General features: G+C 67.5%; 21 protein-coding genes and 3 tRNA genes. 3 read left to right on the top strand and 21 right to left on the bottom strand.

The genetic code is table 11. From position 1 onward, the window contains the following. Positions 1-152: 152 nt before the first annotated feature. From O3597_RS00630 to O3597_RS00540, 19 genes are all read right to left on the bottom strand, one after another. A complete protein-coding gene (locus O3597_RS00630; protein ID WP_164447946.1) occupies positions 153-4,040 on the bottom strand; it encodes a DNA-directed RNA polymerase subunit beta' in 3,888 nt (1,295 codons plus the stop codon). Between the two features lie 128 nt (positions 4,041-4,168). Further along, positions 4,169-7,600, bottom strand: a complete 3,432-nt coding sequence (locus tag O3597_RS00625) for a DNA-directed RNA polymerase subunit beta (RefSeq protein ID WP_164447889.1) — start codon at positions 7,598-7,600, stop codon at positions 4,169-4,171. A 569-nt stretch (positions 7,601-8,169) separates the two neighbouring features. Beyond that, positions 8,170-8,559: a 50S ribosomal protein L7/L12 gene (gene rplL / locus O3597_RS00620; protein ID WP_281602998.1), complete on the bottom strand. Its 390-nt coding sequence runs from the start codon at positions 8,557-8,559 to the stop codon at positions 8,170-8,172. A gap of 55 nt (positions 8,560-8,614) precedes the next feature. Beyond that, positions 8,615-9,160, bottom strand: coding sequence for a 50S ribosomal protein L10 (gene rplJ, locus O3597_RS00615; RefSeq protein WP_013735964.1), 546 nt, complete (start codon positions 9,158-9,160; stop codon positions 8,615-8,617). Positions 9,161-9,615: 455 nt separating this feature from the next. Beyond that, complete coding sequence (locus tag O3597_RS00610) at positions 9,616-10,305, bottom strand: hypothetical protein (protein WP_281602997.1); 690 nt, start codon at positions 10,303-10,305, stop codon at positions 9,616-9,618. Continuing rightward, complete coding sequence (locus tag O3597_RS00605) at positions 10,302-11,090, bottom strand: ATP-binding cassette domain-containing protein (RefSeq protein ID WP_281602996.1); 789 nt, start codon at positions 11,088-11,090, stop codon at positions 10,302-10,304. The genes O3597_RS00610 and O3597_RS00605 overlap by 4 nt, the downstream gene beginning before the upstream one ends. Positions 11,091-11,164: 74 nt before the next feature. Next, positions 11,165-11,881: a 50S ribosomal protein L1 gene (gene rplA, locus O3597_RS00600; protein ID WP_164448403.1), complete on the bottom strand. Its 717-nt coding sequence runs from the start codon at positions 11,879-11,881 to the stop codon at positions 11,165-11,167. A gap of 83 nt (positions 11,882-11,964) precedes the next feature. After that, a complete protein-coding gene (gene rplK / locus O3597_RS00595; RefSeq protein WP_093403591.1) occupies positions 11,965-12,396 on the bottom strand; it encodes a 50S ribosomal protein L11 in 432 nt (143 codons plus the stop codon). Positions 12,397-12,593: 197 nt separating this feature from the next. Then, positions 12,594-13,316, bottom strand: a complete 723-nt coding sequence (nusG, locus tag O3597_RS00590) for a transcription termination/antitermination protein NusG (RefSeq protein ID WP_164448404.1) — start codon at positions 13,314-13,316, stop codon at positions 12,594-12,596. A 37-nt stretch (positions 13,317-13,353) separates the two neighbouring features. Then, a complete protein-coding gene (gene secE / locus O3597_RS00585) occupies positions 13,354-13,743 on the bottom strand; it encodes a preprotein translocase subunit SecE (RefSeq protein ID WP_164448405.1) in 390 nt (129 codons plus the stop codon). A gap of 211 nt (positions 13,744-13,954) precedes the next feature. Then, positions 13,955-14,027: transfer RNA gene (locus tag O3597_RS00580), tRNA-Trp, on the bottom strand. Positions 14,028-14,163: 136 nt separating this feature from the next. Then, positions 14,164-14,556, bottom strand: coding sequence for a MaoC family dehydratase (locus O3597_RS00575; RefSeq protein WP_164448406.1), 393 nt, complete (start codon positions 14,554-14,556; stop codon positions 14,164-14,166). Between the two features lies 1 nt (position 14,557). After that, the gene (locus O3597_RS00570; RefSeq protein WP_281602995.1) at positions 14,558-15,004 is read right to left on the bottom strand and encodes a MaoC family dehydratase N-terminal domain-containing protein; all 447 of its coding nucleotides are present in this window, start codon (positions 15,002-15,004) and stop codon (positions 14,558-14,560) included. 124 nt (positions 15,005-15,128) lie between these two features. Then, positions 15,129-15,296 carry a 50S ribosomal protein L33 gene (gene rpmG, locus O3597_RS00565; protein ID WP_093403583.1) on the bottom strand — a complete coding sequence of 56 codons (168 nt, stop codon included), beginning with the start codon at positions 15,294-15,296 and terminating at the stop codon, positions 15,129-15,131. Positions 15,297-15,428: 132 nt separating this feature from the next. Next, positions 15,429-15,501: transfer RNA gene (locus O3597_RS00560), tRNA-Met, on the bottom strand. Positions 15,502-15,526: 25 nt separating this feature from the next. After that, positions 15,527-15,599 (bottom strand) — tRNA-Thr (locus tag O3597_RS00555). A 92-nt stretch (positions 15,600-15,691) separates the two neighbouring features. Then, a complete protein-coding gene (locus O3597_RS00550) occupies positions 15,692-18,220 on the bottom strand; it encodes a bifunctional diguanylate cyclase/phosphodiesterase (protein WP_164448408.1) in 2,529 nt (842 codons plus the stop codon). Positions 18,221-18,284: 64 nt separating this feature from the next. Then, positions 18,285-18,431, bottom strand: coding sequence for a hypothetical protein (locus tag O3597_RS00545; RefSeq protein WP_164448409.1), 147 nt, complete (start codon positions 18,429-18,431; stop codon positions 18,285-18,287). 615 nt (positions 18,432-19,046) lie between these two features. Beyond that, a complete protein-coding gene (locus tag O3597_RS00540) occupies positions 19,047-19,733 on the bottom strand; it encodes a hypothetical protein (protein ID WP_281602994.1) in 687 nt (228 codons plus the stop codon). Between the two features lie 218 nt (positions 19,734-19,951). Here O3597_RS00540 and O3597_RS00535 point away from each other — a divergent pair, with 218 nt between their 5' ends. The 3 genes from O3597_RS00535 to O3597_RS00525 are packed head-to-tail and all read left to right on the top strand — an operon-like array spanning position 19,952 to position 22,268. Then, positions 19,952-20,881: a hypothetical protein gene (locus tag O3597_RS00535; protein ID WP_281602993.1), complete on the top strand. Its 930-nt coding sequence runs from the start codon at positions 19,952-19,954 to the stop codon at positions 20,879-20,881. Then, positions 20,881-21,537, top strand: coding sequence for a Pycsar system effector family protein (locus O3597_RS00530; protein ID WP_281602992.1), 657 nt, complete (start codon positions 20,881-20,883; stop codon positions 21,535-21,537). Before O3597_RS00535 ends, O3597_RS00530 begins: the two co-directional genes overlap by 1 nt. 2 nt (positions 21,538-21,539) lie before the next feature. Further along, positions 21,540-22,268: an adenylate/guanylate cyclase domain-containing protein gene (locus O3597_RS00525; RefSeq protein WP_281602991.1), complete on the top strand. Its 729-nt coding sequence runs from the start codon at positions 21,540-21,542 to the stop codon at positions 22,266-22,268. A 141-nt stretch (positions 22,269-22,409) separates the two neighbouring features. Here O3597_RS00525 and O3597_RS00520 read toward each other — a convergent pair whose 3' ends face one another. Both O3597_RS00520 and O3597_RS00515 read right to left on the bottom strand, forming a co-directional pair. Beyond that, the gene (locus tag O3597_RS00520) at positions 22,410-23,105 is read right to left on the bottom strand and encodes an HAD family phosphatase (RefSeq protein ID WP_281602990.1); all 696 of its coding nucleotides are present in this window, start codon (positions 23,103-23,105) and stop codon (positions 22,410-22,412) included. Continuing rightward, positions 23,102-23,968 (bottom strand): winged helix-turn-helix domain-containing protein, encoded by an 867-nt coding sequence (locus O3597_RS00515; protein WP_281602989.1) that lies wholly within the window; start codon positions 23,966-23,968, stop codon positions 23,102-23,104. The genes O3597_RS00520 and O3597_RS00515 overlap by 4 nt, the downstream gene beginning before the upstream one ends. Positions 23,969-24,170: the final 202 nt, after the last annotated feature.

The following is a 24,170-nucleotide window of genomic DNA, read 5'->3' as shown; positions in this document are numbered from 1 at the left end:
TGATGCCCCCGTCGACGGGTGTCCGCGGCGTACCCGCAGCACGAACCGGACCCGCGGCGCGGGAACGGTCCCCCACCGCGCCCACGGACACCCCGCAAACACGAGGAGGCCCCGGCGCGCCTGCGCCGGGGCCTCCCATGTCACCGCACGGTCTAGCGGTACGACCCGAAGTCGAAGTCGTCCAGCGGGACCGCCTGACCACTGGCCGGCCCGAAGCCGTAGTCGGTCTCCGGGTAGCCGGTCATCGAGTAGACCTTGGCCTTCGCCTCCTCGGTCGGCTCGACCCGGACGTTGCGGTACTTGCTGATGCCGGTACCGGCCGGGATGAGCTTACCGATGATCACGTTCTCCTTGAGACCGATGAGCGAGTCGCTACGGGCGTGGATCGCCGCGTCGGTCAGCACCCGGGTGGTCTCCTGGAAGGAGGCCGCCGAGAGCCAGGAGTCGGTGGCCAGCGAGGCCTTCGTGATGCCCATCAGCACCGGACGACCGGCGGCGGGCTCGCCACCCTCGCCGACGAGCCGGCGGTTCTCCGACTCGAACAGCGCCCGGTCGACGAGCACACCCGGCAGGAACTCGGTCGAGCCGGAGTCGATGACCGTCACCCGCTTGAGCATCTGACGGATGATGATCTCGATGTGCTTGTCGTGGATGAGCACACCCTGCGAGCGGTAGACCTCCTGGACCTCCTGGGTCAGGTGGACCTGGACCGCCCGCGGGCCGAGGATGCGCAGCAGCTCGTGCGGGTCGATGGTGCCCTCGGTGAGCTTCTCGCCGACCTCGACGTGGTCGCCGTCGTGCGCCCGCAGCCGAACCCGCTTCGAGATCTTGTCGTAGACGATCTCGTCACTGCCGTCGTCCGGGATGACCACGATCTTGCGCGACCGCTCGCCGTCCTCGATCCGGATCCGGCCGGGGGTGTCGGCGATGGGCGCCTTGCCCTTCGGGATCCGGGCCTCGAAGATCTCCTGAACACGCGGCAGACCCTGGGTGATGTCCTCACCCGCGACACCACCGGTGTGGAAGGTACGCATCGTCAGCTGCGTACCCGGCTCACCGATGGACTGGGCGGCGATGATGCCGACCGCCTCGCCGACGTCGACGATCTTGCCGGTGGGCAGCGAGCGGCCGTAGCACGCACCGCAGACGCCCAGCTTCGACTCGCAGGTGAGCACGCTGCGCACCCGGACGGTCTCGACCCCGGCGGCGACGATCCGGTCGACCAGGATCGAGTTGATGTCCGCGCCCCGCTCCGCGACGACGGTGCCGTCCGGCCCCTTGATGTCGTCGGCCAGGGTGCGGGCGTGCACGCTGGTCTCCGCGTGCTCGTGCACCACCAGCCGGCCGTCGAGCTGCTGACCGACCTGCATCGGGATGGCCCGATCGGTGCCGCAGTCCTCCTCGCGGATGATGACGTCCTGCGAGACGTCCACCAGACGCCGGGTCAGGTAACCCGAGTCGGCGGTACGCAGAGCCGTGTCCGCGAGACCCTTACGGGCACCGTGCGTGGAGATGAAGTACTCCAGCACGGACAGACCCTCCCGGTAGCTGGCCTTGATCGGCCGCGGGATGATCTCACCCTTCGGGTTGGCCACCAGACCACGGATCGCCGCGATCTGCCGGAGCTGGAGCAGGTTACCGCGAGCACCCGAGTTGATCATCTTCCACAGCGGGTTCTCCTGCGGCAGCGCGGTGTCCATCTCCTTGGCGACCTCGTTGGTCGCCTTGGTCCAGATCTCGATGAGCTCGCCGCGACGTTCCTCGGCGGTCATCAGACCACGCTGGTACTGCTTGTCGATCCGGTCGGCTTCCTTCTCGTACCGCTCCAGGATTTCCCGCTTGCGCGGCGGAGCGATGACGTCCTCCATGCCGATGGTCACGCCGGACCAGGTGGCCCAGTGGAAGCCAGCCTCCTTGAGCCCGTCGAGGGTGGCCGCCAGGGCCACCTTCGGGAACCGCTCGGCGAGGTCGTTGACGATCGCGGAGAGCTGACCCTTGCGGATCTCGTAGTTCACGAACCGGTAGCCCTGCGGCAGGGTTTCGTTGAACAGCACCCGACCGAGAGTCGTCTCGACCGTCAGCGGCTCGCCCGGGACCCAGCCCTCGGGCGCGGTCCACGGCTGACCACCGGCGCCGTTGTCGACCTCGACCACGTCCCGCAGTCGGATCTTCACCGGTGCCTGCAGGTGCAGCTCACCGTTGTCGTACGCCATCCGCGCCTCGGCGTCCGAGCTGAACGCCCGGCCCTCGCCACGCTCACCGGTGGTGAGGTGGGTCAGGTGGTAGAGCCCGATGACCATGTCCTGGGTGGGCATGGTGACCGGCTTGCCGTCGGCCGGCTTGAGGATGTTGTTCGACGACAACATCAGGATCCGCGCCTCGGCCTGGGCCTCGGCGGACAGCGGCACGTGCACCGCCATCTGGTCACCGTCGAAGTCGGCGTTGAACGCGGTGCAGACCAGCGGGTGGATCTGGATGGCCTTGCCCTCGACCAGCTGCGGCTCGAAGGCCTGGATGCCGAGTCGGTGCAGGGTCGGCGCCCGGTTGAGCAGCACCGGGTGCTCGCCGATGACCTCTTCCAGCACGTCCCACACGACCGGCCGCTGCCGCTCGACCATCCGCTTGGCGGACTTGATGTTCTGCGCGTGGTTGAGGTCGACCAGCCGCTTCATCACGAACGGCTTGAACAGCTCCAGCGCCATCTGCTTGGGCAGGCCGCACTGGTGCAGCTTGAGCTTCGGGCCGACCACGATGACCGACCGGCCGGAGTAGTCGACGCGCTTGCCCAGCAGGTTCTGGCGGAACCGGCCCTGCTTGCCCTTGAGCATGTCGGACAGCGACTTGAGCGGACGGTTACCCGGGCCGGTGACCGGCCGGCCGCGGCGGCCGTTGTCGAACAGCGCGTCGACAGCCTCCTGCAGCATCCGCTTCTCGTTGTTGACGATGATCTCGGGCGCGCCGAGGTCGATCAGTCGCTTGAGCCGGTTGTTCCGGTTGATGACCCGACGGTAGAGGTCGTTCAGGTCGCTGGTGGCGAAACGGCCACCGTCGAGCTGCACCATCGGGCGCAGGTCCGGCGGGATGACCGGTACGCAGTCCAGCACCATGCCGAGCGGCGAGTTGCGGGTGTTCTGGAACGCCGCGACGACCTTGAGCCGCTTGAGCGCCCGGATCTTCCGCTGGCCCTTACCGGTGCGGATGGTCTCCCGCAGGTTCTCGGCCTCGGCCTCAAGGTCCATGTTCTGCACCAGGGCCTTGATCGCCTCGGCGCCCATGCCACCGGTGAAGTACTCACCGAACCGGTCGCGCAGCTCACGGTAGAGCAGCTCGTCGGTGACCAGCTGCTTCGGCTCCAGCTTGCGGAAGGTGTCCAGCACCTCGTCCAGACGGTCGATCTCGCGCTGGGCCCGGTCGCGGATCTGGCGCATCTCGCGCTCTCCGCCCTCCTTGACCTTGCGCCGGACGTCCGCCTTCGCGCCCTCGGCCTCCAGCTCGGCCAGGTCGGCCTCGAGCTTGGCCGCCCGCTTCTCGATCTCCGAGTCGCGGCTGTTCTCCGACTGCCGCTTCTCGGCCAGGATCTCGTTCTCGATGGTCGAGAGGTCACGGTGACGCGCTTCGGCGTCAACGCTCGTCACGACGTACGAGGCGAAGTAGATAATCTTTTCGAGATCCTTCGGGGCGAGGTCCAGCAGGTAGCCCAGCCGGCTCGGCACGCCCTTGAAGTACCAGATGTGGGTCACCGGGGCAGCCAGCTCGATGTGGCCCATCCGCTCACGGCGGACCTTCGAGCGGGTCACCTCGACGCCGCAGCGCTCGCAGATGATGCCCTTGAACCGGACCCGCTTGTACTTACCGCAGTAGCACTCCCAGTCCCGCTGCGGACCGAAGATCTTCTCGCAGAAGAGCCCGTCCTTCTCCGGCTTGAGGGTGCGGTAGTTGATCGTCTCGGGCTTCTTGACCTCGCCGTGCGACCACTGACGAATGTCGTCCGCGGTCGCCAGCCCAATTCGCAACTCGTCGAAAAAGTTGACGTCGAGCACGTTCAAATCCCTCACACGTCGCTTGGTGCGTCAGCAGCTCACCGGGTTTTGGTTTCGGGGCGGGGTGACCCACGAAGGGATCAAGCCTGACCGCCCGGAGTGGGTCGCCCCGCCCCGAAACCCCAACGTCACACTTCCTCGACCGAGCTCGGCTCGCGCCGGGACAGGTCGATACCCAGTTCCTCCGCGGCCCGGAACACCTCGTCGTCGGTCTCGCGCATCTCCAGGGCCACACCGTCGCTGGACAGCACCTCGACGTTGAGGCACAGCGACTGCAGCTCCTTGAGCAGCACCTTGAACGACTCCGGGATGCCCGGCTCGGGGATGTTCTCGCCCTTGACGATGGCCTCGTAGACCTTCACCCGGCCGAGGACATCGTCGGACTTGATCGTCAACAGCTCCTGCAGGGCGTACGCGGCACCGTAGGCCTGCATCGCCCAGCACTCCATCTCACCGAAGCGCTGACCACCGAACTGCGCCTTACCACCCAGCGGCTGCTGCGTGATCATCGAGTACGGGCCGGTCGACCGAGCGTGGATCTTGTCGTCGACCAGGTGGTTGAGCTTCAGGATGTAGATGTAGCCGACGGCGATCGGGTCGGGCAGCGGCTCGCCGGAACGACCGTCGTACAGCTGCGCCTTGCCGGTGGCCCCGATCAGCTGCTTGCCGTCCCGGTTGGGCAGGGTCGACGCGAGCAGACCGGAGATCTCCTCTTCGCGGGCACCGTCGAAGACCGGAGTGGCCACGTTGGTGTCCGGCTCGGAGGAGTCGGCGCTGATGCTCTGCAGCTGCCGCTTCCACTCGGCGTCGTCGCCCTCGACCTGCCAACCGGTTTTGGCCACCCAGCCCAGGTGAGTCTCCAGCACCTGGCCGATGTTCATCCGGCTCGGCACACCCAGCGGGTTGAGCACGATGTCGACAGGGGTGCCGTCCTCCAGGAACGGCATGTCCTCGACCGGCAGGATCTTGGAGATGACGCCCTTGTTGCCGTGTCGACCGGCGAGCTTGTCACCGTCCTGGATCTTCCGCTTCTGGGCGACGTAGACCCGGACCAGCTCGTTGACGCCCGGCGGCAACTCGTCGCCGTCCTCCCGGGAGAAGGTACGCACGCCGATGACCGTGCCGGTCTCGCCGTGCGGCACCTTCAGCGAGGTGTCCCGGACCTCCCGCGCCTTCTCACCGAAGATCGCGCGGAGCAGTCGCTCCTCCGGGGTCAGCTCGGTCTCGCCCTTGGGCGTGACCTTGCCGACCAGGATGTCACCGGGAACGACCTCGGCACCGATCCGGATGATGCCGCGCTCGTCGAGGTCGGCGAGCATTTCCTCGCTGACGTTCGGGATGTCGCGGGTGATCTCCTCCGGGCCGAGCTTGGTGTCCCGGGCGTCGACCTCGTGCTCCTCGATGTGGATCGAGGTGAGCACGTCCTGCTGCACGAGGCGCTGCGACAGGATGATCGCGTCCTCGTAGTTGTGGCCCTCCCAGCACATGAACGCCACCAGGAGGTTGCGCCCGAGCGCCATCTCGCCCTCGTCGGTGCACGGCCCGTCGGCGATGACCTGGCCGGCCTCGACGCGGTCGCCCTCGAAGACCACCGGCTTCTGGTTGACGCAGGAACCGGCGTTGGAGCGGCGGAACTTGTGCAGCAGGTACGTCCGGCGGTGGCCGTCGTCCTGGTGGACCGTGATGTAGTCGGCGCAGAGGTCCTCGACCACGCCACCGACCTCGGCCACGACCACGTCACCGGCGTCGACGGCGGCACGGTATTCCATGCCGGTGCCGACCAGCGGAGACTCGGCCTTGACCAGCGGCACCGCCTGACGCTGCATGTTCGCGCCCATCAGGGCGCGGTTGGCGTCGTCGTGCTCAAGGAACGGGATCATCGCGGTCGCGACCGAGGTCATCTGCCGCGGCGACACGTCCATGTAGTCCACGGCACCCGGCGCGACGTCCTCGGTCTCGCCGCCCTTACGCCGGACCAGGACCCGGTCCTCGGCGAACGAGCCGTCGGCCCGCAGCGGGGCGTTGGCCTGCGCCTTGACGAACCGGTCCTCCTCGTCCGCGGTCAGGTAGTCGATCTGGTCGGTGACCCGACCGTCGATGACCTTCCGGTACGGCGTCTCGATGAAGCCGAACGGGTTGACCCGGGCGAAGGTGGACAGCGCGCCGATCAGACCGATGTTCGGGCCTTCCGGCGTCTCGATCGGGCACATCCGGCCGTAGTGGGACGGGTGCACGTCACGGACCTCGAAGCCGGCCCGCTCCCGGGACAGACCACCGGGGCCGAGCGCGCTCAGCCGTCGCCGGTGGGTCAGGCCCGCCAGCGGGTTGGTCTGGTCCATGAACTGGGACAGCTGCGAGGTGCCGAAGAACTCCCGGATCGCGGCGACGACCGGCCGGATGTTGATCAGGGTCTGCGGCGTGATCGCCTCGACGTCCTGGGTGGTCATCCGCTCCCGGACGACCCGCTCCATCCGGGACAGGCCGACCCGAACCTGGTTCTGGATCAGCTCGCCCACGGTACGCAGCCGCCGGTTGCCGAAGTGGTCGATGTCGTCGGCCTCGTAGCCCTCCTCACCGGCGTGCAGCCGGCAGAGGTACTCCACGGTGGCGACGATGTCGTCCTCGGTGAGCGTGCCGGTGGTGATCGGCACGTCCAGCTCGAGCTTCTTGTTGAACTTGTACCGACCGACCTTGGCTACGTCGTACCGCTTCGGGTTGAAGAAGAGGTTGTCGAGCAGGGTCTGGGCGTTCTCGCGGGTCGGCGGCTCGCCAGGGCGCAGCTTGCGGTAGATGTCGAGTAGCGCCTCGTCCTGGCCGGCGATGTGGTCCTTCTCGAGCGTGGTCATCATCAGCTCGGACCAGCCGAACTTCTCACGGATCTGCTCGGCCGACCATCCGATGGCCTTGAGCAGCACCGTGACGGCCTGCCGACGCTTACGGTCGATGCGAACGCCGACCGTGTCGCGCTTGTCGATGTCGAACTCCAGCCAGGCACCCCGACTCGGGATGACCTTGACGCTGGAGAGGTCGCGGTCGGAGGTCTTGTCCGGCTGCTTGTCGAAGTACACGCCCGGCGAGCGGACGAGCTGGCTGACCACCACACGCTCGGTGCCGTTGATGATGAAGGTGCCCTTCGGCGTCATCATCGGGAAGTCACCCATGAACACCGTCTGGCTCTTGATCTCGCCGGTGGTGTTGTTGGTGAACTCCGCGGTCACGAACAGTGGCGCGCAGTAGGTGAGGTCCTTCTCCTTGCACTCCTCGATCGAGGCCTTGACCTCGTCGAAGCGCGGCGCCGAGAAGGAAAGCGACATAGTGCCGGAAAAGTCCTCAATGGGACTGATCTCGTCGAGGATTTCCGCGAGACCCGAGCGTGCGTGCGGGTCGTCCGCCGACCGGCCCTGCCAAGCCTCGTTGCCGACGAGCCAGTCGAAGGACTCGTTCTGAATGGCGAGGAGGTTGGGGACCTCGAGGTGTTCGGTGATCCGACCGAAGGAAACTCGGCGGGGAGCGAATGCGCTCGACGTACGACTGGTCTTCGCAGGGCGGGAAGCTGCCAAGATGCGTCCTTCCGAGGACCGGTGCTGCAGAACGGCTGGTACGCGTGCACTCCAATGACCCCACCAGAAAATATCCACAAACGGACATTTCCGAGCAGGGGTCAAGTCGGAAGGCAGCGCAAACTAGCAGTGTAGCCGAGAGGCTAACCGCTGTCCAGCCCACCCCGCAGGTTGTCGCGGAACGTGCCTCGGGACCCCTCGAACGGGTCGAACCGGGCCGCTCGGAACGCAACGTCCCTGCCGGGCCGCTCGGGTCTGCGTGGCGAGTGGAGCTGCCGCTGCATTACCCGCGCGGTGGCCGTCGCAAGCGCGGAAGGTCTTGCAGATGTCAGCGTGCCTGGCAGTCCAGGGCCGCGTCAAGGGCCCTCGTCGGCATCGGCCCTCTTTCCCACCCACGGGCGAGCCCGCCGGCTCTGGTCGACGCGCCGCGAACCTGGCTCGACACCCTGCTCATGCCGGGTGCGGCGGCCCACGAACACGGCGGGCGGCGATCCACTGTCGGATCGCCGCCCACTGGGACGTGCGGTGCCCGGTTCATGTGAGCCGGGACGGCCAGGTGGGAACTCAGGTCACTTGAGGGTGACCTTGGCGCCCTCACCCTCGAGCTTGGCCTTGGCCTTGTCCGCGGTCTCCTTGTTGACCTTCTCCAGGACCGGCTTCGGAGCGGCCTCGACCAGGTCCTTGGCCTCCTTGAGGCCCAGGCCGGTCAGCTCACGCACGACCTTGATGACCTGGATCTTCTTGCCGCCGTCGGCGTCGAGGATGACGTCGAACTCGTCCTTCTCCGGCTCGGCCTCGGCAGCGGCGCCACCGGCGGCCGGACCCGCCATCATCATCGCGGCCGGGGCGGCGGCGGTGACCTCGAAGGTCTCCTCGAACTGCTTCACGAACTCGGAGAGCTCGATCAGCGTCATCTCCTTGAACGCGTCGAGCAGCTCGTCGGTGCTGAGCTTCGCCATGTCTGGCGTCCTTTCCTAATGGTTCAAACTAAGAACGTGGTGCGTCGGTGCGGCCTCAGGCCGCCTCGGCGCCTTCCTTCTCGCGCTTGTCCTGCAGGGCGGCCGCCAAGCGGGCGGTCTTCGACAGCGGGGCCTGGAACAGGGCCGCGGCCTTGCTCAGGTTGCCCTTCATCGCGCCGGCCAGCTTGGCCAGCAGCACCTCGCGGGACTCCAGGTCGGCGAGCTTCGTGACCTCGGCCGCGGAAATGGCCTTGCCCTCGAAGACACCGCCCTTGATGACGAGCTTCGGGTTGGCCTTCGCGAAGTCGCGAAGACCCTTCGCCGCCTCGACGACGTCGCCCGAAACGAAAGTCAGCGCGGTAGGACCGGTGAACAGCTCGTCAAGGCCGGAGATGCCCGCGTCCGCCGCGGCACGCTTCGCCAGCGTGTTCTTGGCGACCGTGTAACTGGTCTCCTTGCCGAGTGAGCGCCGCAGCTGGGTGAGCTGGGAAACAGTCAGACCGCGGTACTCGGTCAGCACGGTGGCACCCGCGCTGCGGAAGCTCTCGGTCAGCTCTGCGACGGCCGTGGCCTTGTCGGCCCGGATCGGCTTGTCCGCCATGTCCCTCCTCTCTCGTTGCTCGAGGCTGGTCACCGTCGCAGGCGAGCGCCTGTGACGGGGCGGAGGCATCGCGGCAACAGAAAAGCCCCGGCGCAGGGCGCACGGGGCGAGGACGGCCGGAATCAGGTGGTCGGCGGACCACAGGATGCTGCCGATATCGCTTACCGCCCTGCGCGGGTCGCCCGTCTTCGCGGGACCTTCGACCGTGCCGAGGCACGGTGACCAGCGGTCTCTGGGTGGAACTTCACGCACCAGGCTACGCGACACCCGCGGTGACCGCCAAATCGCCCTCGGCGGCCGGGCAAAGGCAACGGCCGCCACCGAGTCGACGGCTCGCACTACCGCGCAGGGTGGCCGCCCGTGGCACCGGCTGCCGGCGGCCCGTGGCGGCCGCTCCGTCCGGCCACGGCGGTCCAGGCCCTCGCCTCGGCTCGACGGAGGACCTCGACCACGCGCTAGGCGCGCCGGGTGCGGGCGCGGGCGTAGCCGGTCAGTACCACCGCCGCCCAGACCAGCGCCCACGCCGTCAGCAGCAGCGCGGTCGACCCGGACAACGGGCCGACCAGCGCCCTGGCGGTGGGTAACAGCGGTGGCGCCAGCCACGGCGCGACCGACCCCGAGAAACCGAGCACCAGTGCGCCGACCGCACCGAGAGTGAGCACCACCACACCGTAGCCGGCGCTTCGGGTGATCACCCGGCTGGCCAGCGCGCCCAGCGCCACGGCGGCCGGCAGGGCGAGCAGGTGCGCCCAGAGACCGAGCGCCACGCCTGCGGGAACCGACCGGTCACCGGGCAGGCTGGGACCGGCCACCCCGCCGACCAGCCAGGGAAAGACCAGGGCGACCGCCACCAGCCCAAGGCCAGCCACCACCGCGGCGACCAGCCCGGCCGCCTGCTCCCGTGCCGGGCCGACCGCGACCAGGGCCAGGCGACGCTGCACGTCCGGCTCCACGTCCAGCAGGATCTTGGTCTGCCAGGCCAGCACCGGGAAGAGGACCACGGCCGATACGCCGTAGGCCTCCGCCGGCTGGGCTCGACCGCCGCCGTACAGGATGCCCAGGGTGAGCAGGCCGGCCAGGACCGGTGCCAACGCCCGCCCGGTACGCAGGAAGCCGGCGAGCCGGAATCGCACCAACGCGGTCACCGGGCCACCTCGGACGACGGTTCCGCTCCCGGTCCGGTGGCCTCGGGCGGTGCGCTCTGGCCGCGTACCCGCAGGACGTGGTGGCCCTCGGCGCGTAGGCGGGCGACGGTGGCCGGCAGCTGGCCCACCGGAACCTCCAGCTCGACCACCGCGACCGACGCCTCGCCCGAGGGGACCCGCTCGACCACCGCACCGTCGGCCACCAACCACTCCCGAGCGTCGGGCAGCCGGACCGTCTCCCCTCGGTGATCGCTGACCAGCACCGATCCGCCGTCGGCCAGCACCTCGTCGACCAGCTGCGGAACCAGCTCACGCGCTGCGGCGTCCAGGCCCTCCCAGGGCTCGTCGAGAACGAGCAGGCCGGGCGGACGCAACACCGCCTGGGCCAGGCCGACCTTCTGGGCGGTGCCCTTCGACAGCTGAGCCAGCCGGACCGTGCGGAACGGGCCGAGGCCGAGTCGGTCGACCCAGCGTCGCACCGTCCGCTCCGTCGTGGCCGGGGACAGGCCGGCGATCCGGGCCATCGCGGTGAGATAGCCGTCGACCGTGAACGGCTGCTCGGCCGGGAAGCGCTCCGGCACCCAGCCCACGACCGCCGGCCGGTCGAGCACCCGCCCCCGGGACGGGCGCAGGACTCCGGCGGCGAGCTGGAGCAGCGTCGACTTGCCGGCCCCGTTGCGGCCCCGCACCACCACCGCCTCGCCCGCCGCCACGCGCACCGTCACCTGCCGCAGCACCCACGGGCCGCGCCGGTGGTACCGCAGCCCGACGTCCTCCAGCCACATGCCGCGAGCCTGCCACACCGGACAGACGAACGCGGCCCCGCCAGAGGTGGCGGGGCCGCGTCGGTGCGTCGTGCTCAGCTGTCGGCCGAGCCCTCCTGCAGGTTCTTCACCACGTTCGGGTCAACCGGTACGCCCGGTCCCATCGTGGTGGTGAGGGTGACCTTCTTGAGGTACTTGCCCTTCGCGGCCGACGGCTTGGCCCGCAGCACCTCGTCGAGGACGGCCGCGTAGTTGTCGACCAGCTGGGCCTCGGAGAACGAGGCCTTACCGATGATCAGGTGCAGGTTCGAGTGCTTGTCCACCCGGAAGGTGATCTTCCCGCCCTTGATGTCCGAGACGGCCTTGGTGACGTCCATGGTCACCGTGCCGGTCTTCGGGTTCGGCATCAGACCGCGCGGGCCCAGGATCCGCGCGATCCGGCCGATCTTGGCCATCTGGTCGGGCGTGGCGATCGCCGCGTCGAAGTCCAGCCAGCCGCCCTGGATCCGGGCGACCAGCTCGTCGGTGCCCACCTCGTCGGCACCGGCGGCGACGGCCTCCTCGGCCTTCGCGCCGGCCGCGAAGACGATCACGCGGGCGGTCTTGCCGGTGCCGTGCGGCAGGTTGACCGTGCCGCGGACCATCTGGTCCGCCTTGCGGGGATCGACGCCGAGGCGCATCGCGACCTCGACCGTGGCGTCGAACTTGACGGCGGTGGTTTCCTTGGCCAGCTTGACGGCCTCGACGGGGGTGTAGAGCTTGGACCGGTCGATGACCTCGGCGGCCTTGCGGTAGCTCTTGCTGCGCTGCATCTGCTGTCTACTCCTGTGGTCTCTGGCGGGCCGCGGTGCTCGCGCGCCCTCCCACGATCCGTACGGTTCGGTGGTGGCCGACGTCAGTCGGTGACGTTCAGGCCCATCGACCGGGCGGTGCCGGCGATGATCTTCTCAGCCTGGTCGAGGTCGTTGGCGTTGAGGTCGGCCATCTTCTTCTCGGCGATCTCCCGCAGCTGGGCACGGGTCACCGAACCGACCTTCTGCGTGTGCGGGACGCCCGAGCCCTTCTGCACACCGGCAGCCTTGATCAGCAGCCGGGCGGCGGGCGGGGTCTTCAGCACGAAGGTGAAGGACCGGTCCTCGTACACGCTGATCTCGGCGGGGACGATGTCGCCCCGCTGCGACTCGGTCTGCGCGTTGTACGACTTGCAGAACTCCATGATGTTCACACCGTGCTGGCCGAGCGCGGGACCGACCGGCGGCGCCGGAGTGGCCTGGCCCGCCGGCAGCTGAAGCGTGAACGTCTTGACGAGCTTCTTCTTCGGAGGCATGTCTCTTCCTGGGGCTTGGAACTGGGAAAGGTTCACACGACACCGCCGTCGGTGCGCGCACGGTCAGCGCGCATGCGACGGCGGCGACGTTCTAGGGTAGCGCAGACCTGGATCCCGGCAGCCACGGAGGTGCGCCGGACGGGTGAACCGGACGAACGACGACCGGCGGCGATTGCCCGCCGCCGGCAGTCGACGAATCAGATCTTGGCGACCTGGTTGAAGTTCAGCTCCACCGGCGTCTCCCGGCCGAAGATCGACACCAGCACCTTGAGCTTCTGCTGGTCGGCGTTGATCTCGCTGATCGTGGCCGGCAGGGAGGCGAAGGCACCGTCGGTGACCGTGACCGAGTCGCCGACCTCGAAGTCGAGGACCTTGACCTCCGGCTTGGCCTTCTTCTGCTCGGTCTCGACGGCCGGTGCCAGCCACTTGAGCACCTCGTCGAGGCTGAGCGGCGCCGGGCGGTCGGCCCGGTCCGTGGCGCCGACGAAGCCGGTGACTCCGGGAGTGTTCCGCACGCAGGAGTACGACTCCGCGGTCAACTCCATCCGCACGAGGATGTAGCCGGGGAAGACCTTGGCCTGCACCTGGGAGCGCTTGCCGTTCTTGACCTCGACCTCTTCCCGGGTCGGCACCTCGACCTGGTAGATGTAGTCCTCCATGTCGAGGGACGTGATCCGGGTCTCGAGGTTGGTCTTGACCTTGTTCTCGTAACCGGCGTAGGAGTGCACCACGTACCAGTCACCCGGCGCGTAGCGCAGCTTCTGCCGCAGCTCCGCGACCGGGTCGAAGTCCTCCTCGGGAGCGGGCTCGGTCATGGCGAACTCCGGCTCGCTGGCGGCCTCGACCGACTCGTCACCAGCCGCCGTCGCCACCGTGGACTGCTCGTCCGTGGTCTCGGCGGTCTCGTCGTACTCAGGCACGCTTGCTCACTTCCGTCACTATCACACGTTCAGCCGGTCAGCTGGGGTTGCCGAAGACCCACAACACGCCCTTGGCGAAGCCGTAGTCCAGGACAGCCACGATCGTCAGCATCACCGTGACGAACGCGATCACCACTGCCGTGTAGGTCAGCAGTTCCTTGCGGGTCGGCCAGATGACCTTACGCAGTTCGGCCACGACCTCGCGGATGAAACGCGCGATGCGACCGAACAGGCCCACCTTGTCGGCGTCGGTACGCGTCTTGCGGCCGTCGGCAGAATCCGCCCGCGCCCGCGAACGGGTGGCGGTGCCGCCTCGCGAAACCGGCTCGTCCGCGTCGGTGGCGTCATCCTCGGCGCTGTCGTTGACGACCTCGTCGTTCAGGCGCTCGTCGTCGGCGTCCTCGCCGCGCCGCTTGTTGTCGGCCACTTCGCCCTCCGTCGCGGGATGTCGGTGTCGCACGCGGGGCGCGTGCGCGGCGTTTGGTCACGCCGGCCGGACCAACCGTCCCGGGACGGGCCGCGGCCGGCGGATCAACCGGAAGGGCCCGATGCCTCGGAACCTCCCCGCCGATGCCACCACCACGGGCCGGGCGCCACCAGAAGGCGGTGCGACCCACGGAACGGTCAGGCCTGAGGCGCAGGGGTGACAGGACTTGAACCTGCAGCCTGCGGTTTTGGAGACCGCTGCTCTGCCAATTGAGCTACACCCCTGTGAGCGGCAACGCTCACCCCACCCGGTCACAACATCACACGACCAGGCAGGGGTCACTTGCCCCACGGCGGACCAGTGTACGGGTACCGACCCGACTTTCCCAACCGGTCTACCCGACGCGCCGCCCGGTGCCGGTCAGCCGGCCGTGCGCACGGTGGCCCGCGCCTGCGAGAGCACCTTCTCGCCGAGGCAGGTGGCGGTCACGTCCAGCCTGGTCAGACCCGCGTCGGTCACCTCACGGACGACGGCGGTCACCACGATCTCGGTGCCGGTGTCGTCGTCGGGGACCACCACCGGGCGGGTGAACCGCACGCCGAAGTCGACCACCGCGTCGGGCGAGCCGGCCCAGGCAGTGACCGCCCGACCGACGAGCGCCATGGTGAACATGCCGTGGGCGATCACACCGGGCAGCCCCACCTTGGTGGCGAACCGGTCGCTCCAGTGGATCGGGTTGAAGTCGCCCGAGGCACCGGCGTAACGGACCAGGTCCGCCCGGGTCACCCGGAACGTCTGGGTAGGCAGTTCCATGTCAGGCCTCCCCGCGTACGACGAGCTTGGACCAGACCGCGACCACCGGTTCCCCGGCGGTCGTGGTGACGTCGGTCCGGGTGGTCAGGAACTCGTGGCCGCCCCGGCTGGTGATGTCCTCGACCGTGTTGACACAGACCAGCTCGTCGCCGGCCACCACCGGCCGGGTGTACGCGAACCGCTGGTCGCCGTGGACCACCCGGCTGTAGTCGATGCCGAGCGCGGGGTCCTCGATCAGCTGACGGCTGGCGGCCATGGTGATCACCACCGGGAACGTCGGCGGCGCGACCACGTCCGGATGACCCAGCGCGCGGGCGGCCTGCGGATCGTGGTGCGCGGGATCGGTGGCGCCGACAGCCGTCGCGAACTCGCGGATCTTCTCTCGGCCCACCTGATAGGGGGCGGTCGGCGGATAGGTCCGACCGACGAAGGACTGGTCCAGGGGCATGCCGCGAACCTACACGCACAGCACGATCGCCGATCCGAGCGGTCGACGTCGGCTTCAGCCGCGCCGTCCGTACGAACCGGCGATCATGACGGGTGCTGATCCGGGCCGATCGGCCCGGACGGGTTCAGCGCGTCTCGCGGTGCAGGGTGTGCCGTCCGTCCCGGGGGCAGAACTTCTTCAGCTCGATGCGGTCCGGGTCGTTACGACGGTTCTTGCGCGTGATGTAGTTGCGCTCCTTGCACTCCACACACGCCAAAGTGATCTTCGGCCGGACATCGGTCGCCTTCGCCACGGCGGAGTGCCTTCCTCGATAACGGATACAACTACGGCGCTAAAGCGTACGCGCCACCTGGGCGGACACGCAAAGCGGGCGCCTGTGGCGCCCGTCCCACCGGCCACCGGAAACATCCGGGGCGGACGAGAGTAGCGGTGGCCGGACTTGAACCGGCGACACAGCGATTATGAGCCGCTTGCTCTGCCATCTGAGCTACACCGCCGCGGTGGGCCCAGCCGGACCCTCTGAGCCCCCTTACGGAATCGAACCGTAGACCTTCTCCTTACCATGGAGACGCTCTGCCGACTGAGCTAAGGGGGCCTGCGCGATCACTCGGTGCTCGCGCAGAGGTAAGAGTACACGGCCCGGTCCTGCTGGTGAAATCGGATCCCCAGGGACGCCGTACGCCCAGCTCAGGGCACCACGCGCAGCCTCGGAAGCTCGCTGCTGGAGATCGACTCCGGGTCGATCTGGGCACCGAACCACGCCTCCAGGCGTTCGAACGGCAATGGGCGGCTGAACAGGAACCCCTGGCCGACCTCGCAGCCGATGTCCTGGAGCAACTCCAGGGTCAGCTCGCTCTCCACGCCCTCGGCCACCACGGTGAGACCGAACTGCTGGGAGAGGGTGACCACGGCGTTGACGATCGCCAGGTCTCCCGGATCGGTGGCCATGCCCTGCACGAAGGAGTGGTCGACCTTCACCTCGTGCACCGGCAGGCGACGCAGGTGGGCCAGCGAGGAACTGCCGGTGCCGAAGTCGTCCACCGAGAGCCGTACACCGAGATCACGCAGGCGACGCAGGGTCGGGATCGGGCGCTCCGTGCCGTCCAGCACGCCGGCTTCCGGAATCTCCAGGGTCAGCAGCTGCGCCGGCACCCCGTACTCCGCGAGCAGGTCCCGGATCTGCTCCGGGAAGTGCTGGTCGAGAAGCGTACGCGCGGAGAGGTTGACCGCGACGGCGAGCGACTGGCCGCCGTGCGCCCAGTCCCGGCTGTGCCGCAGCCCTTCCCGGAGCACGAACTCGGTGAGCCGGCCGAGCTGACCGGTGTGCTCGGCCACGGCGACGAAGTCCGCCGGGGCGACCGCGCCGTGCGTCGGATGCTCCCACCGGGCCAGGCACTCGACCCCGATGAGCCGGCGGTCCCGCAGCGTCACCTTGGGCTGGTAGTAGACCTCCAGCTCGCCGTTGTCGAGGGCGTTGCGCAGGTCCCCGGCGAGCCCGAGCCGGTGCAGCGACCGCGACTCCAACGCCGGCGTGTACAGCTGCACGCTGCCCGGGACCGCCTTGGCCGCCGTCGCGGCCACGTCCACCCGTTGCAGCAGGGTCGCCGGCGCGTCGCCGTGATCCGGGTGTACGACAACCCCGACCGCGGTGTCCACGTCCAGCGTGAGCGAGTCGAAGACCATCTCGTCGCGGATCTGTTCCCGCAACTGGCCGGCGAGCTCGACCGCCGCCTCGGCGCTCTCCAGCCGCAACGTCACCAGGAACTCGTCGCCACCGGCCCGCCCGACCAGCGCGGCCGACGGCACACAGCCACGTAGCCGATCGGCGACCTCGATGAGGACCTTGTCCCCTGCCGCGTGGCCGAGCGCCTCGTTGACCTGGCGCAGCCGGTCGACGTCGAAGAGCAGCAGCGCGACCACCTCGCCGGGGGCCCGGATCCGGACCGCCTCGGCCAGCGCGGCGAGAATACGGCGGCGGTTGGGCAGCTTCGTCAGCGCATCGTGGTACGCGTCGTGCCGCAGCCGGTCGACCAGGCGGGAATTCTCCAGCGCGACGGCGGCGTGCGCGGCGACCGTCTCGAAGACGGGGACGTCCGGGGCGCGGAAGAAGTTGGTGTCACCGAGCCGGTTCGCGACCTCCAGCGTGCCGATGACAGCCTTGCCGGACCGCAACGGCACCACTATCACGTCCTTGGCCGGATTCGGCCCCAACGCCTCGCGCACCTCCGGGCTACCGCCCAACCCCCGTCCCAGGGTCACCGTCTCCTGTCGGGCCACCGCAACGTCACGCAGCGTCGCCGGGGTGAGCGCGGCGTCGAGCAGGCCCGGCTTGCCCTCCTGCGCGCTGAGCAGAACCTCGGGGTGACGTCCCTGGGCGGGCAGCCAGAGCGTGGCGTACTCCGCCTGCATCAAGCTTCGGATACGCACCAGGAGCACGTCGATGAGAGTGCTGTCGGATCCACTCTCGGTGATCGCCTTGGTGAGCTCGTACATCTCGGCGAGGGTGCGGTGCTGCCGGATGAACTGCGTGTACGTGTCATAGACAAGCGCGAACGCGATCGCCAGCCCGGCGAAGAGGAGCACGGCCCAGAGGGTGCTCTCCAGGGCGATGATGATGAGAAGGCCGATGAAGAGATTGAGCGTGACGCCGAGCAACATCGGTGGCGCGGCGCGCAGCAGTTCCCGTCCCGCCTGCCAGCTCTGCACGATCGTGAACACGGCGACCATCGCCGCCAGGGCGACCAGAGTGTGGGTGCCGACGGCGGCGAGCATGACCGCCCAGGCGCCCGGACCGACGCCCGCGGGCTTCGGCAGCAGCGTGTAGACGACGGTGGCCAGCGACGTGGCGCTCGCCGCGAGGGCGACGTTGAACCAGAGCTTCGCGGGCAGGAGCTTGCGCCGCAGTTGCACCACGAGCGTGGCCACGGTGTACGCCAGGACCACCGACAGCGGTGGCAGCACGTACAGCGCGACGACGAGCGGGATCTCGGTGAAGGTGATGCCGAGTGCCTGTCGGCGCACCACCACGTTGATCGTCGGCATCGCTGCGACGATCATCGCCACCGTGAGCAGCAGGGTGAGCGGCCAGTCACCCAGAGCAGGACGCACGGTCAGCCCGAGTAGGAGCGAGAAGAGCACTGCGCACAGGGCGAGGGGCCCGGTGATCACCCAGGCATTCTCGGTACGTCGGGAGGGGGAACCGACACGAGACGTCATGGCTCCCCTCGCGACGTCGGGTTTCCGGAGGCGTCGAGGCCGCCGGTGCGGAGACGGGTGGGTGTCAGCGCACCACGGTGCCCAGGACCGGCATCTGCCATTCGAGGCCGTCCGACCTGAACTCAAGATCAGCGACGACGCCTGACGCGACCACCAAGCCGCAGACCAGCAGAAGGGAGCCGAGCAGCCGGCCCAAACGTTGAGCAGACATCTGTGCTCCTGACGGGGTGACGGGAACGCAATGGAGGTCCCCCGATGGTGCCACAGCCGGTCCATCGCTGGAAAGTTCGCGAACCTGATGTCGGTCCGGTCGTTTGGCAGCGCGACCCGTCCGCATGAGTCCGCGCAGGTCAGAGCCGGTCATGGACGGCACGACGGCAGCCACAGTCGAAGAAAGCACCAACTGCCTATTCCGCCGCCAAGGCGGCGTATTGGATCTAGCGGACATGATCGTGGAGTGTTGCCGGCCGACACTGTGAAGTGACAGGGCCTCCAACGCACCCCCACCCGCCACCTCAGTCAGTTCATATCCCGACGGATCGACCCAATCACGGGAGAGTCCGCCACCGCCAGAGTAGGCCGCAGACCTCGTTCAGTCACCCCCATGGATGCCTGAATCTCTCAGCCGGACCGGATCACTTCAACGACGACGGCCCTCGATCAGCATTTCTGCTGGTCAAGGGCCGTTGTCGCACCTGGTGGCGGGTAGAGGATTCGAACCTCTGTAGCTTTCGCGACGGATTTACAGAGCGCCAAGCGCGAGCCTCTGACCAGCACCAACGCCCTTAGCGCCACGTTCAGTGACACGTATGTGACTTCACAACGGTCAGTCGTCCGTGCCCTCCACCAGATCGACCTCCCCCGCCAGGTAGTCCCCGATGATCAGCTTGATTCGGCCGCCGCCCTCTAGGACTTCGACGAGGTAGGCGAACCGGCCTTCCTGAACCACCGTCCAGCGGTTCGGCCCGTCCTCAAACAGCCTGATGAACATACGGCTACCCAGCTCAGGGAAGACCTCGTCATGGACGGTAAGGAACTCCTGTCGCTGAGCATCGCTCAACGTCAACCAGGCGTTCCACCCGACCCGTGCGGCAAGGGTGCCTGTCGGTTCCTGCGTCTGGTACGCCCACAGCCCTCGGCCGATCTTCTCCAAGACCCGCGTCAGCCGCTGGCCGTCCTGCTCGCTCACAAGGAAGCCGCCGCCTGGCTGCAGTCCCTGTCCAAGCTGAGCAGCTAGCGCGGGGCTGCGGGTGAGGGTCCGCGCGATGTTCGGTCGCCGCAGTGCTCCCGGCTCAACCGTCCCGCACATGACGACCTCCAGGAGGCAGGCGACGAACTGCTCATCCAGCGACGACCCTCCGTTGCACCTGTCGCAGGAACCCACGATCAGGAGGTTGTCGGGGTAGGGCTTGTCCAGGAACACCTTGGGGGGCACGTGATCCCTGGTATCGGGCTCACCGCCACAGAAGATGCAGAATCCCAACAGGCGCTCATCCACGAAGATCTCCGTCACCCATCCAGGGTCACGGATCGCAGCCGTGAGTGCACGTGACTATCCGGGCTCGTGCCGGCGGTGACGCATCCACCGCGGCGGCCGGTGATGAATGCCCGTCGACGGCACGTGCCGGTGTCCGCGGTGCATCCGTCACCGACTTTCGCCCGAGCGGTGGGGCCTTGCTGTCGCACCTACGTCGTACCGTCCACTCTGGGACACGACTGCGAGGCGGAGCTATGACACAGGTAGGTCTGAAGGGCCTCATCGAGGAACTGGACCAGGCGGCAAAGGACGAGTTCGCTTCCGGCCCAGAGGTAGTAGACAAGGGCCACGAGCTAGACGTGGATGAGCTGCCGGTCCAGGCGCGCAGGTGGCACAAGGTTACCGACGCTGTAGCGGTGGTCGCAGACCTCAAAAACTCTACGCGGCTCGGGACCGGCAAGCACGCGAAGAGCACCGCGAGCATCTACCAGGCCAGCACCGGCGGGGTCGTTCGGATCTTCGATGAGTTTGATGCCGATTTCCTGGCCATTCAGGGTGATGGCGCGTTCGCCCTCTTCTGGGGTGAGATGCGATATGAGAGGGCTATTTGCGCTGGCATTACGATCAAGACATTCAGCCTTGACCTCGTGCGCCGGCTAGAGGCCCGCTGGCCTAATGACGAAGAACTGCCGAAGACGGGCTTCAAGGTAGGGGTCGCTGCCAGCCGTCTCCTCGTGAAGCGCGTGGGGACGCCACGGAACCCGAACCAACAGGAGCCGGTATGGGCCGGCAAGGCGGTGAATTACGCTGCCAAGGCCGCTCAAGGCGTAGACAGGCACGTAATGGCCGTCACCGGCACGGTGTGGGATCAGGCCGAGAAGTACGAGTACCTAACCTACTCCTGCCCCTGCGGCGACGGTCCGAGCCCGACCATCTGGTCGGACCACACCATTGAGCGGCTTCCAGACGGTGACCTAGAGGCACAAGGCCGTGCCTTGTCCTCACAGTGGTGTGCCATCCACGGCGAGGAGTTCTGCGCCGCCATCTTGCGCGGCGAAAAGAAGCGCGACGACCTAGACCACGCGAAGGCGCAAGAGGCAGCGGCGCGGCAACGGAGCGTCCTAGCTCTGAAGGCACAACGGGAGCGGGCTGCTCTGCGTGCTCGCATTGCTGGGTTGCGCTGATGACTCAGCCCGAGGAGAAAAGCGACGACTGCGAGCCGGATCAGGCATGGAAGGCGCTTAGCCTCGTCAACGATTGGGTCAAGCACGCCGAGGCGAAGAGCGCTACCATCCTCGCTGCAAGCGGAGTAACCGGGGGAGTTCTCTTCAACCTCGTGAAGAACCAGACCCGGCCTGGGTGGTGGCTCACCATCTTTGGCATACTCTGCGGCTCCGCCGTAATCCTTGCTGGGACGTGTGCCCTCCTTGCGCTCACGCCGCGCACCGGACGCGTCAGCCGCCTTAGCGCCAAGCTCAAGGCGATGACGCACCGGCCGGACAAGCCCGATCCGGACACTCTCGACGAGAACCGGCCGCGCGAGAACGGCGGAGTCGACGAGGCAATTACCGTGGCAGACCCGGACCCATCCAACTTGCTGTTCTTCGCTCACATTGCTCGTGATTACGCGGACGACAGCCCGACCTACACAGAAGTTCTTACCGCTCTGACGACCGACAAGAAGCGACTGACTGAACACATTGCCCGGCAAGTTCATGCCAACGCAGGCGTCGCACATCGAAAGTTCCGGTGGGCGGAGCGCGCTATTCGCTGGTTAGCGCTAGCACTCGCAACCCTGGCGGGAGTTACGATCATCGTTGGTAGGATGGCAGGTGGCTAAGCATGGATGGTAAGTACAGACCGTACAACTACTTGGCTAGCATCGAGCGGATCGACGGTTACCTCAAGCAACCGCGCGGAAATTTCGAGGAAGTTGATGAACTTCCCGATCGCGACCGGCTCACCTACACAAACGGTTTTTATGCTCAATGGTGCTCTGCTCTATTCGTGGATATTCGCGACTCATCAAAACTGCCGGACGTCTACTCTCGGCCCCTCCTCGCAAAGATTTACCGCGCATACATCAGTGAGATGGTTGCCATACTTAGCGGCGTCCCCAAAGTGCATGAGGTCAACATTGTTGGCGACGGAGTGTGGGGAGTGTTCAACTCTAGCCAAAAGAGCGACAACGACGAGGTTTTCTCGGCAGCTTTTAAAATCAATTCCCTCCTCAGGATCCTGAACTACAAAATGAAGACTGCTGGATACGAAACCCCTATCCGCGTCGGCATCGGCGTGGCCGATGGACGCGCCTTGATGATTAAGGCAGGGTTCAACGGCAGCGGTATTCATGATGTCGTATACATGGGCCAGGTCGTCAACCGGGCCGCAAAGTTGGCCAGCCAAGGCAGCAAGGGGCTCACTCCGCCGATCGTTCTTGACGAGGACTTCGTCGTTCACCTCAATGGTCACAACACGGATCTCGTCCAACATGATCGGCGCAGCGGGTGGTACACATCTGATGCCGTAAGTGCCGTCATGAAGGAGTGGGCCGACGAGAACTGCCTCTAGGTCGTACTCGTCGGTTCACTCTCGCCCGCACGGCGGTCAGTGACCGATACCCCGCGCGGCGGCAATTGACGCAACCCCGGCGCCAGACAGCGGAGGCGTCACCGCCGGCTGGCTTGCGTCTCGTGCCACTGCGCGTTGACCTCAGCCGGCAGGCCGCTCGATCAGCACCCCGGCTATCGCGCTCATGCTGGTAATCACCACGTCTGCTCCCGCCGACCGGAACACCTCGGCCTTGTGGGGTCGATTCGCGTAGCCGATCACCCGCACTCCGGCCGCGCGCGCTCCCTCGATATCCGACAGCGAGTCACCGACGAGGACGCAGCGGCCCGGTGTCTCGCCAAGCATGCGAACCGCCTGGATGATCGGTTCCGGGTTGGGCTTCATGCGCTTCGGGTCGGCATAGGCCCGGCCCACCACCGGCGACACGTACCCGGTGAGCCGGTGCGCGGTCAGGTAGGCCGTGACCGCGCCGGCCGAGTTGTTGCTGACCACAGCTACGGGTAGTCCGGCCTGTCGAGCGGCAACGATGACCTCCCGGCCGTACGGCGTCGGCTCGGCAGTGCCGGCGGCCCGGCGCTCGGCATCGCAGAGTGCATCCTCGACTGTCCGCGTGACGCCCTGGGTGCCAGTCGCGCCGGTCCGGCGCAGCACCTCAAGCGGGTCCGGCTCGCTGGCGAGGTCGGGCGGCACGTCGACACCGTTCCGCCGCAGCACGTCAACCAGCTCGGCCGCCACCTGCGGTGCGGGATAGCCAGCGAAGATGCTGCACACCGGTCCGTCGAAGTCGAGCAGCACCGCGCCAACCTCGCCGAACAGCCGGCCGAGGTCGGCGCTCATCCGTCGTACCGGTAGGCGATGGTCGACCACACTGAGTCGAACCACTGGCGGGACGCTTCTACGAACTGCGTGCCGTGAGACGTGTCGTCGTCGGTGACGGCGTAGTGGAACAGCGGCACGTCCTTGCCCATCAGGTCGTAGATCGCCATGGGCTCACCCTTGATCGAGACTGTGCGCTCCACGACTGGATAGAAGCCGTAGAAGACCTCTTCGCCGTTCAAGATGTACAGCTTGAACAGGGGCGACGCTCGGTGCAGCCGCACCTCTACTGTGGTCGAGCGGATCAGGCCGAGGTCGCCCAGTTCGGCTACCTGGTCGATGATGCCGTCTGCCGCCCGGCGCGTGATGCGCTCGGCTCGCTCTCGCACCGCCGGATCGTCCGCCTGAGTCTCGGCCCGAGCGGGCAGCGCCATAGGCACCGTCATGTCGGAGATCAGCACCCGCACCGCGATCGTCTCCGGCACGAGCCTCCCAACCCGCACCTTGTCGAGCGCCTCGGCGAGCGCGTCTCGCAGCGTCTCGCCCGAGAACCCGGCGAAGTCGATGGTGACGTGTGGCCGCTCGAACGCGGCTTCAATGTGTGGCCGCAGCTCTACCGCCCGCTGCGTCTGCGCCCGTACGAACGCGCCGCTTCCCTGCCGGGAGATGATCAACCGCTCGGCGCGTAGCAGCTCAAGAGCCCGCTTGACGGTTTCTCTCGCCACGCCGTACCGGGCTGCGAGGTCGGGTTGCGACGGGAGTTTGTCGCCCGGGGCCAGCCGCCGCGTGAGGATCGCGGCTCGCAGCTTGTTCGCGATCTGCTGCGACGCCTGTTTGGGGTCGTCGGGATCGAGTTCGCCGAGGAAGTCAAGGTTCTCGCTCACCCGCTGAGCGTAGCTCTGGCTAGCCAAGTTAGGGAAGTTCACCGCGCCCTCTTGACTTGGCTAGCCATGCCGCCCTACCGTCATCCCATCGCACCTGGCTAGCCAGGTACGACAGCCGGCCGGATGACTCGGGGAACGGCGGCACACCGTTGCCGCATGCCCATGAGACGCCGGATCAGGTCGTTGTTTCTCAACTTCACAG

Origin of the sequence: Verrucosispora sp. WMMA2044, from assembly GCF_027497155.1 — a bacterium.
In the GTDB taxonomy this organism is placed as follows: domain Bacteria; phylum Actinomycetota; class Actinomycetes; order Mycobacteriales; family Micromonosporaceae; genus Micromonospora; species Micromonospora palythoicola.
Note: the sequence above shows the minus strand (reverse complement) of the source record. Positions and strands in the feature narration are given on the sequence as shown.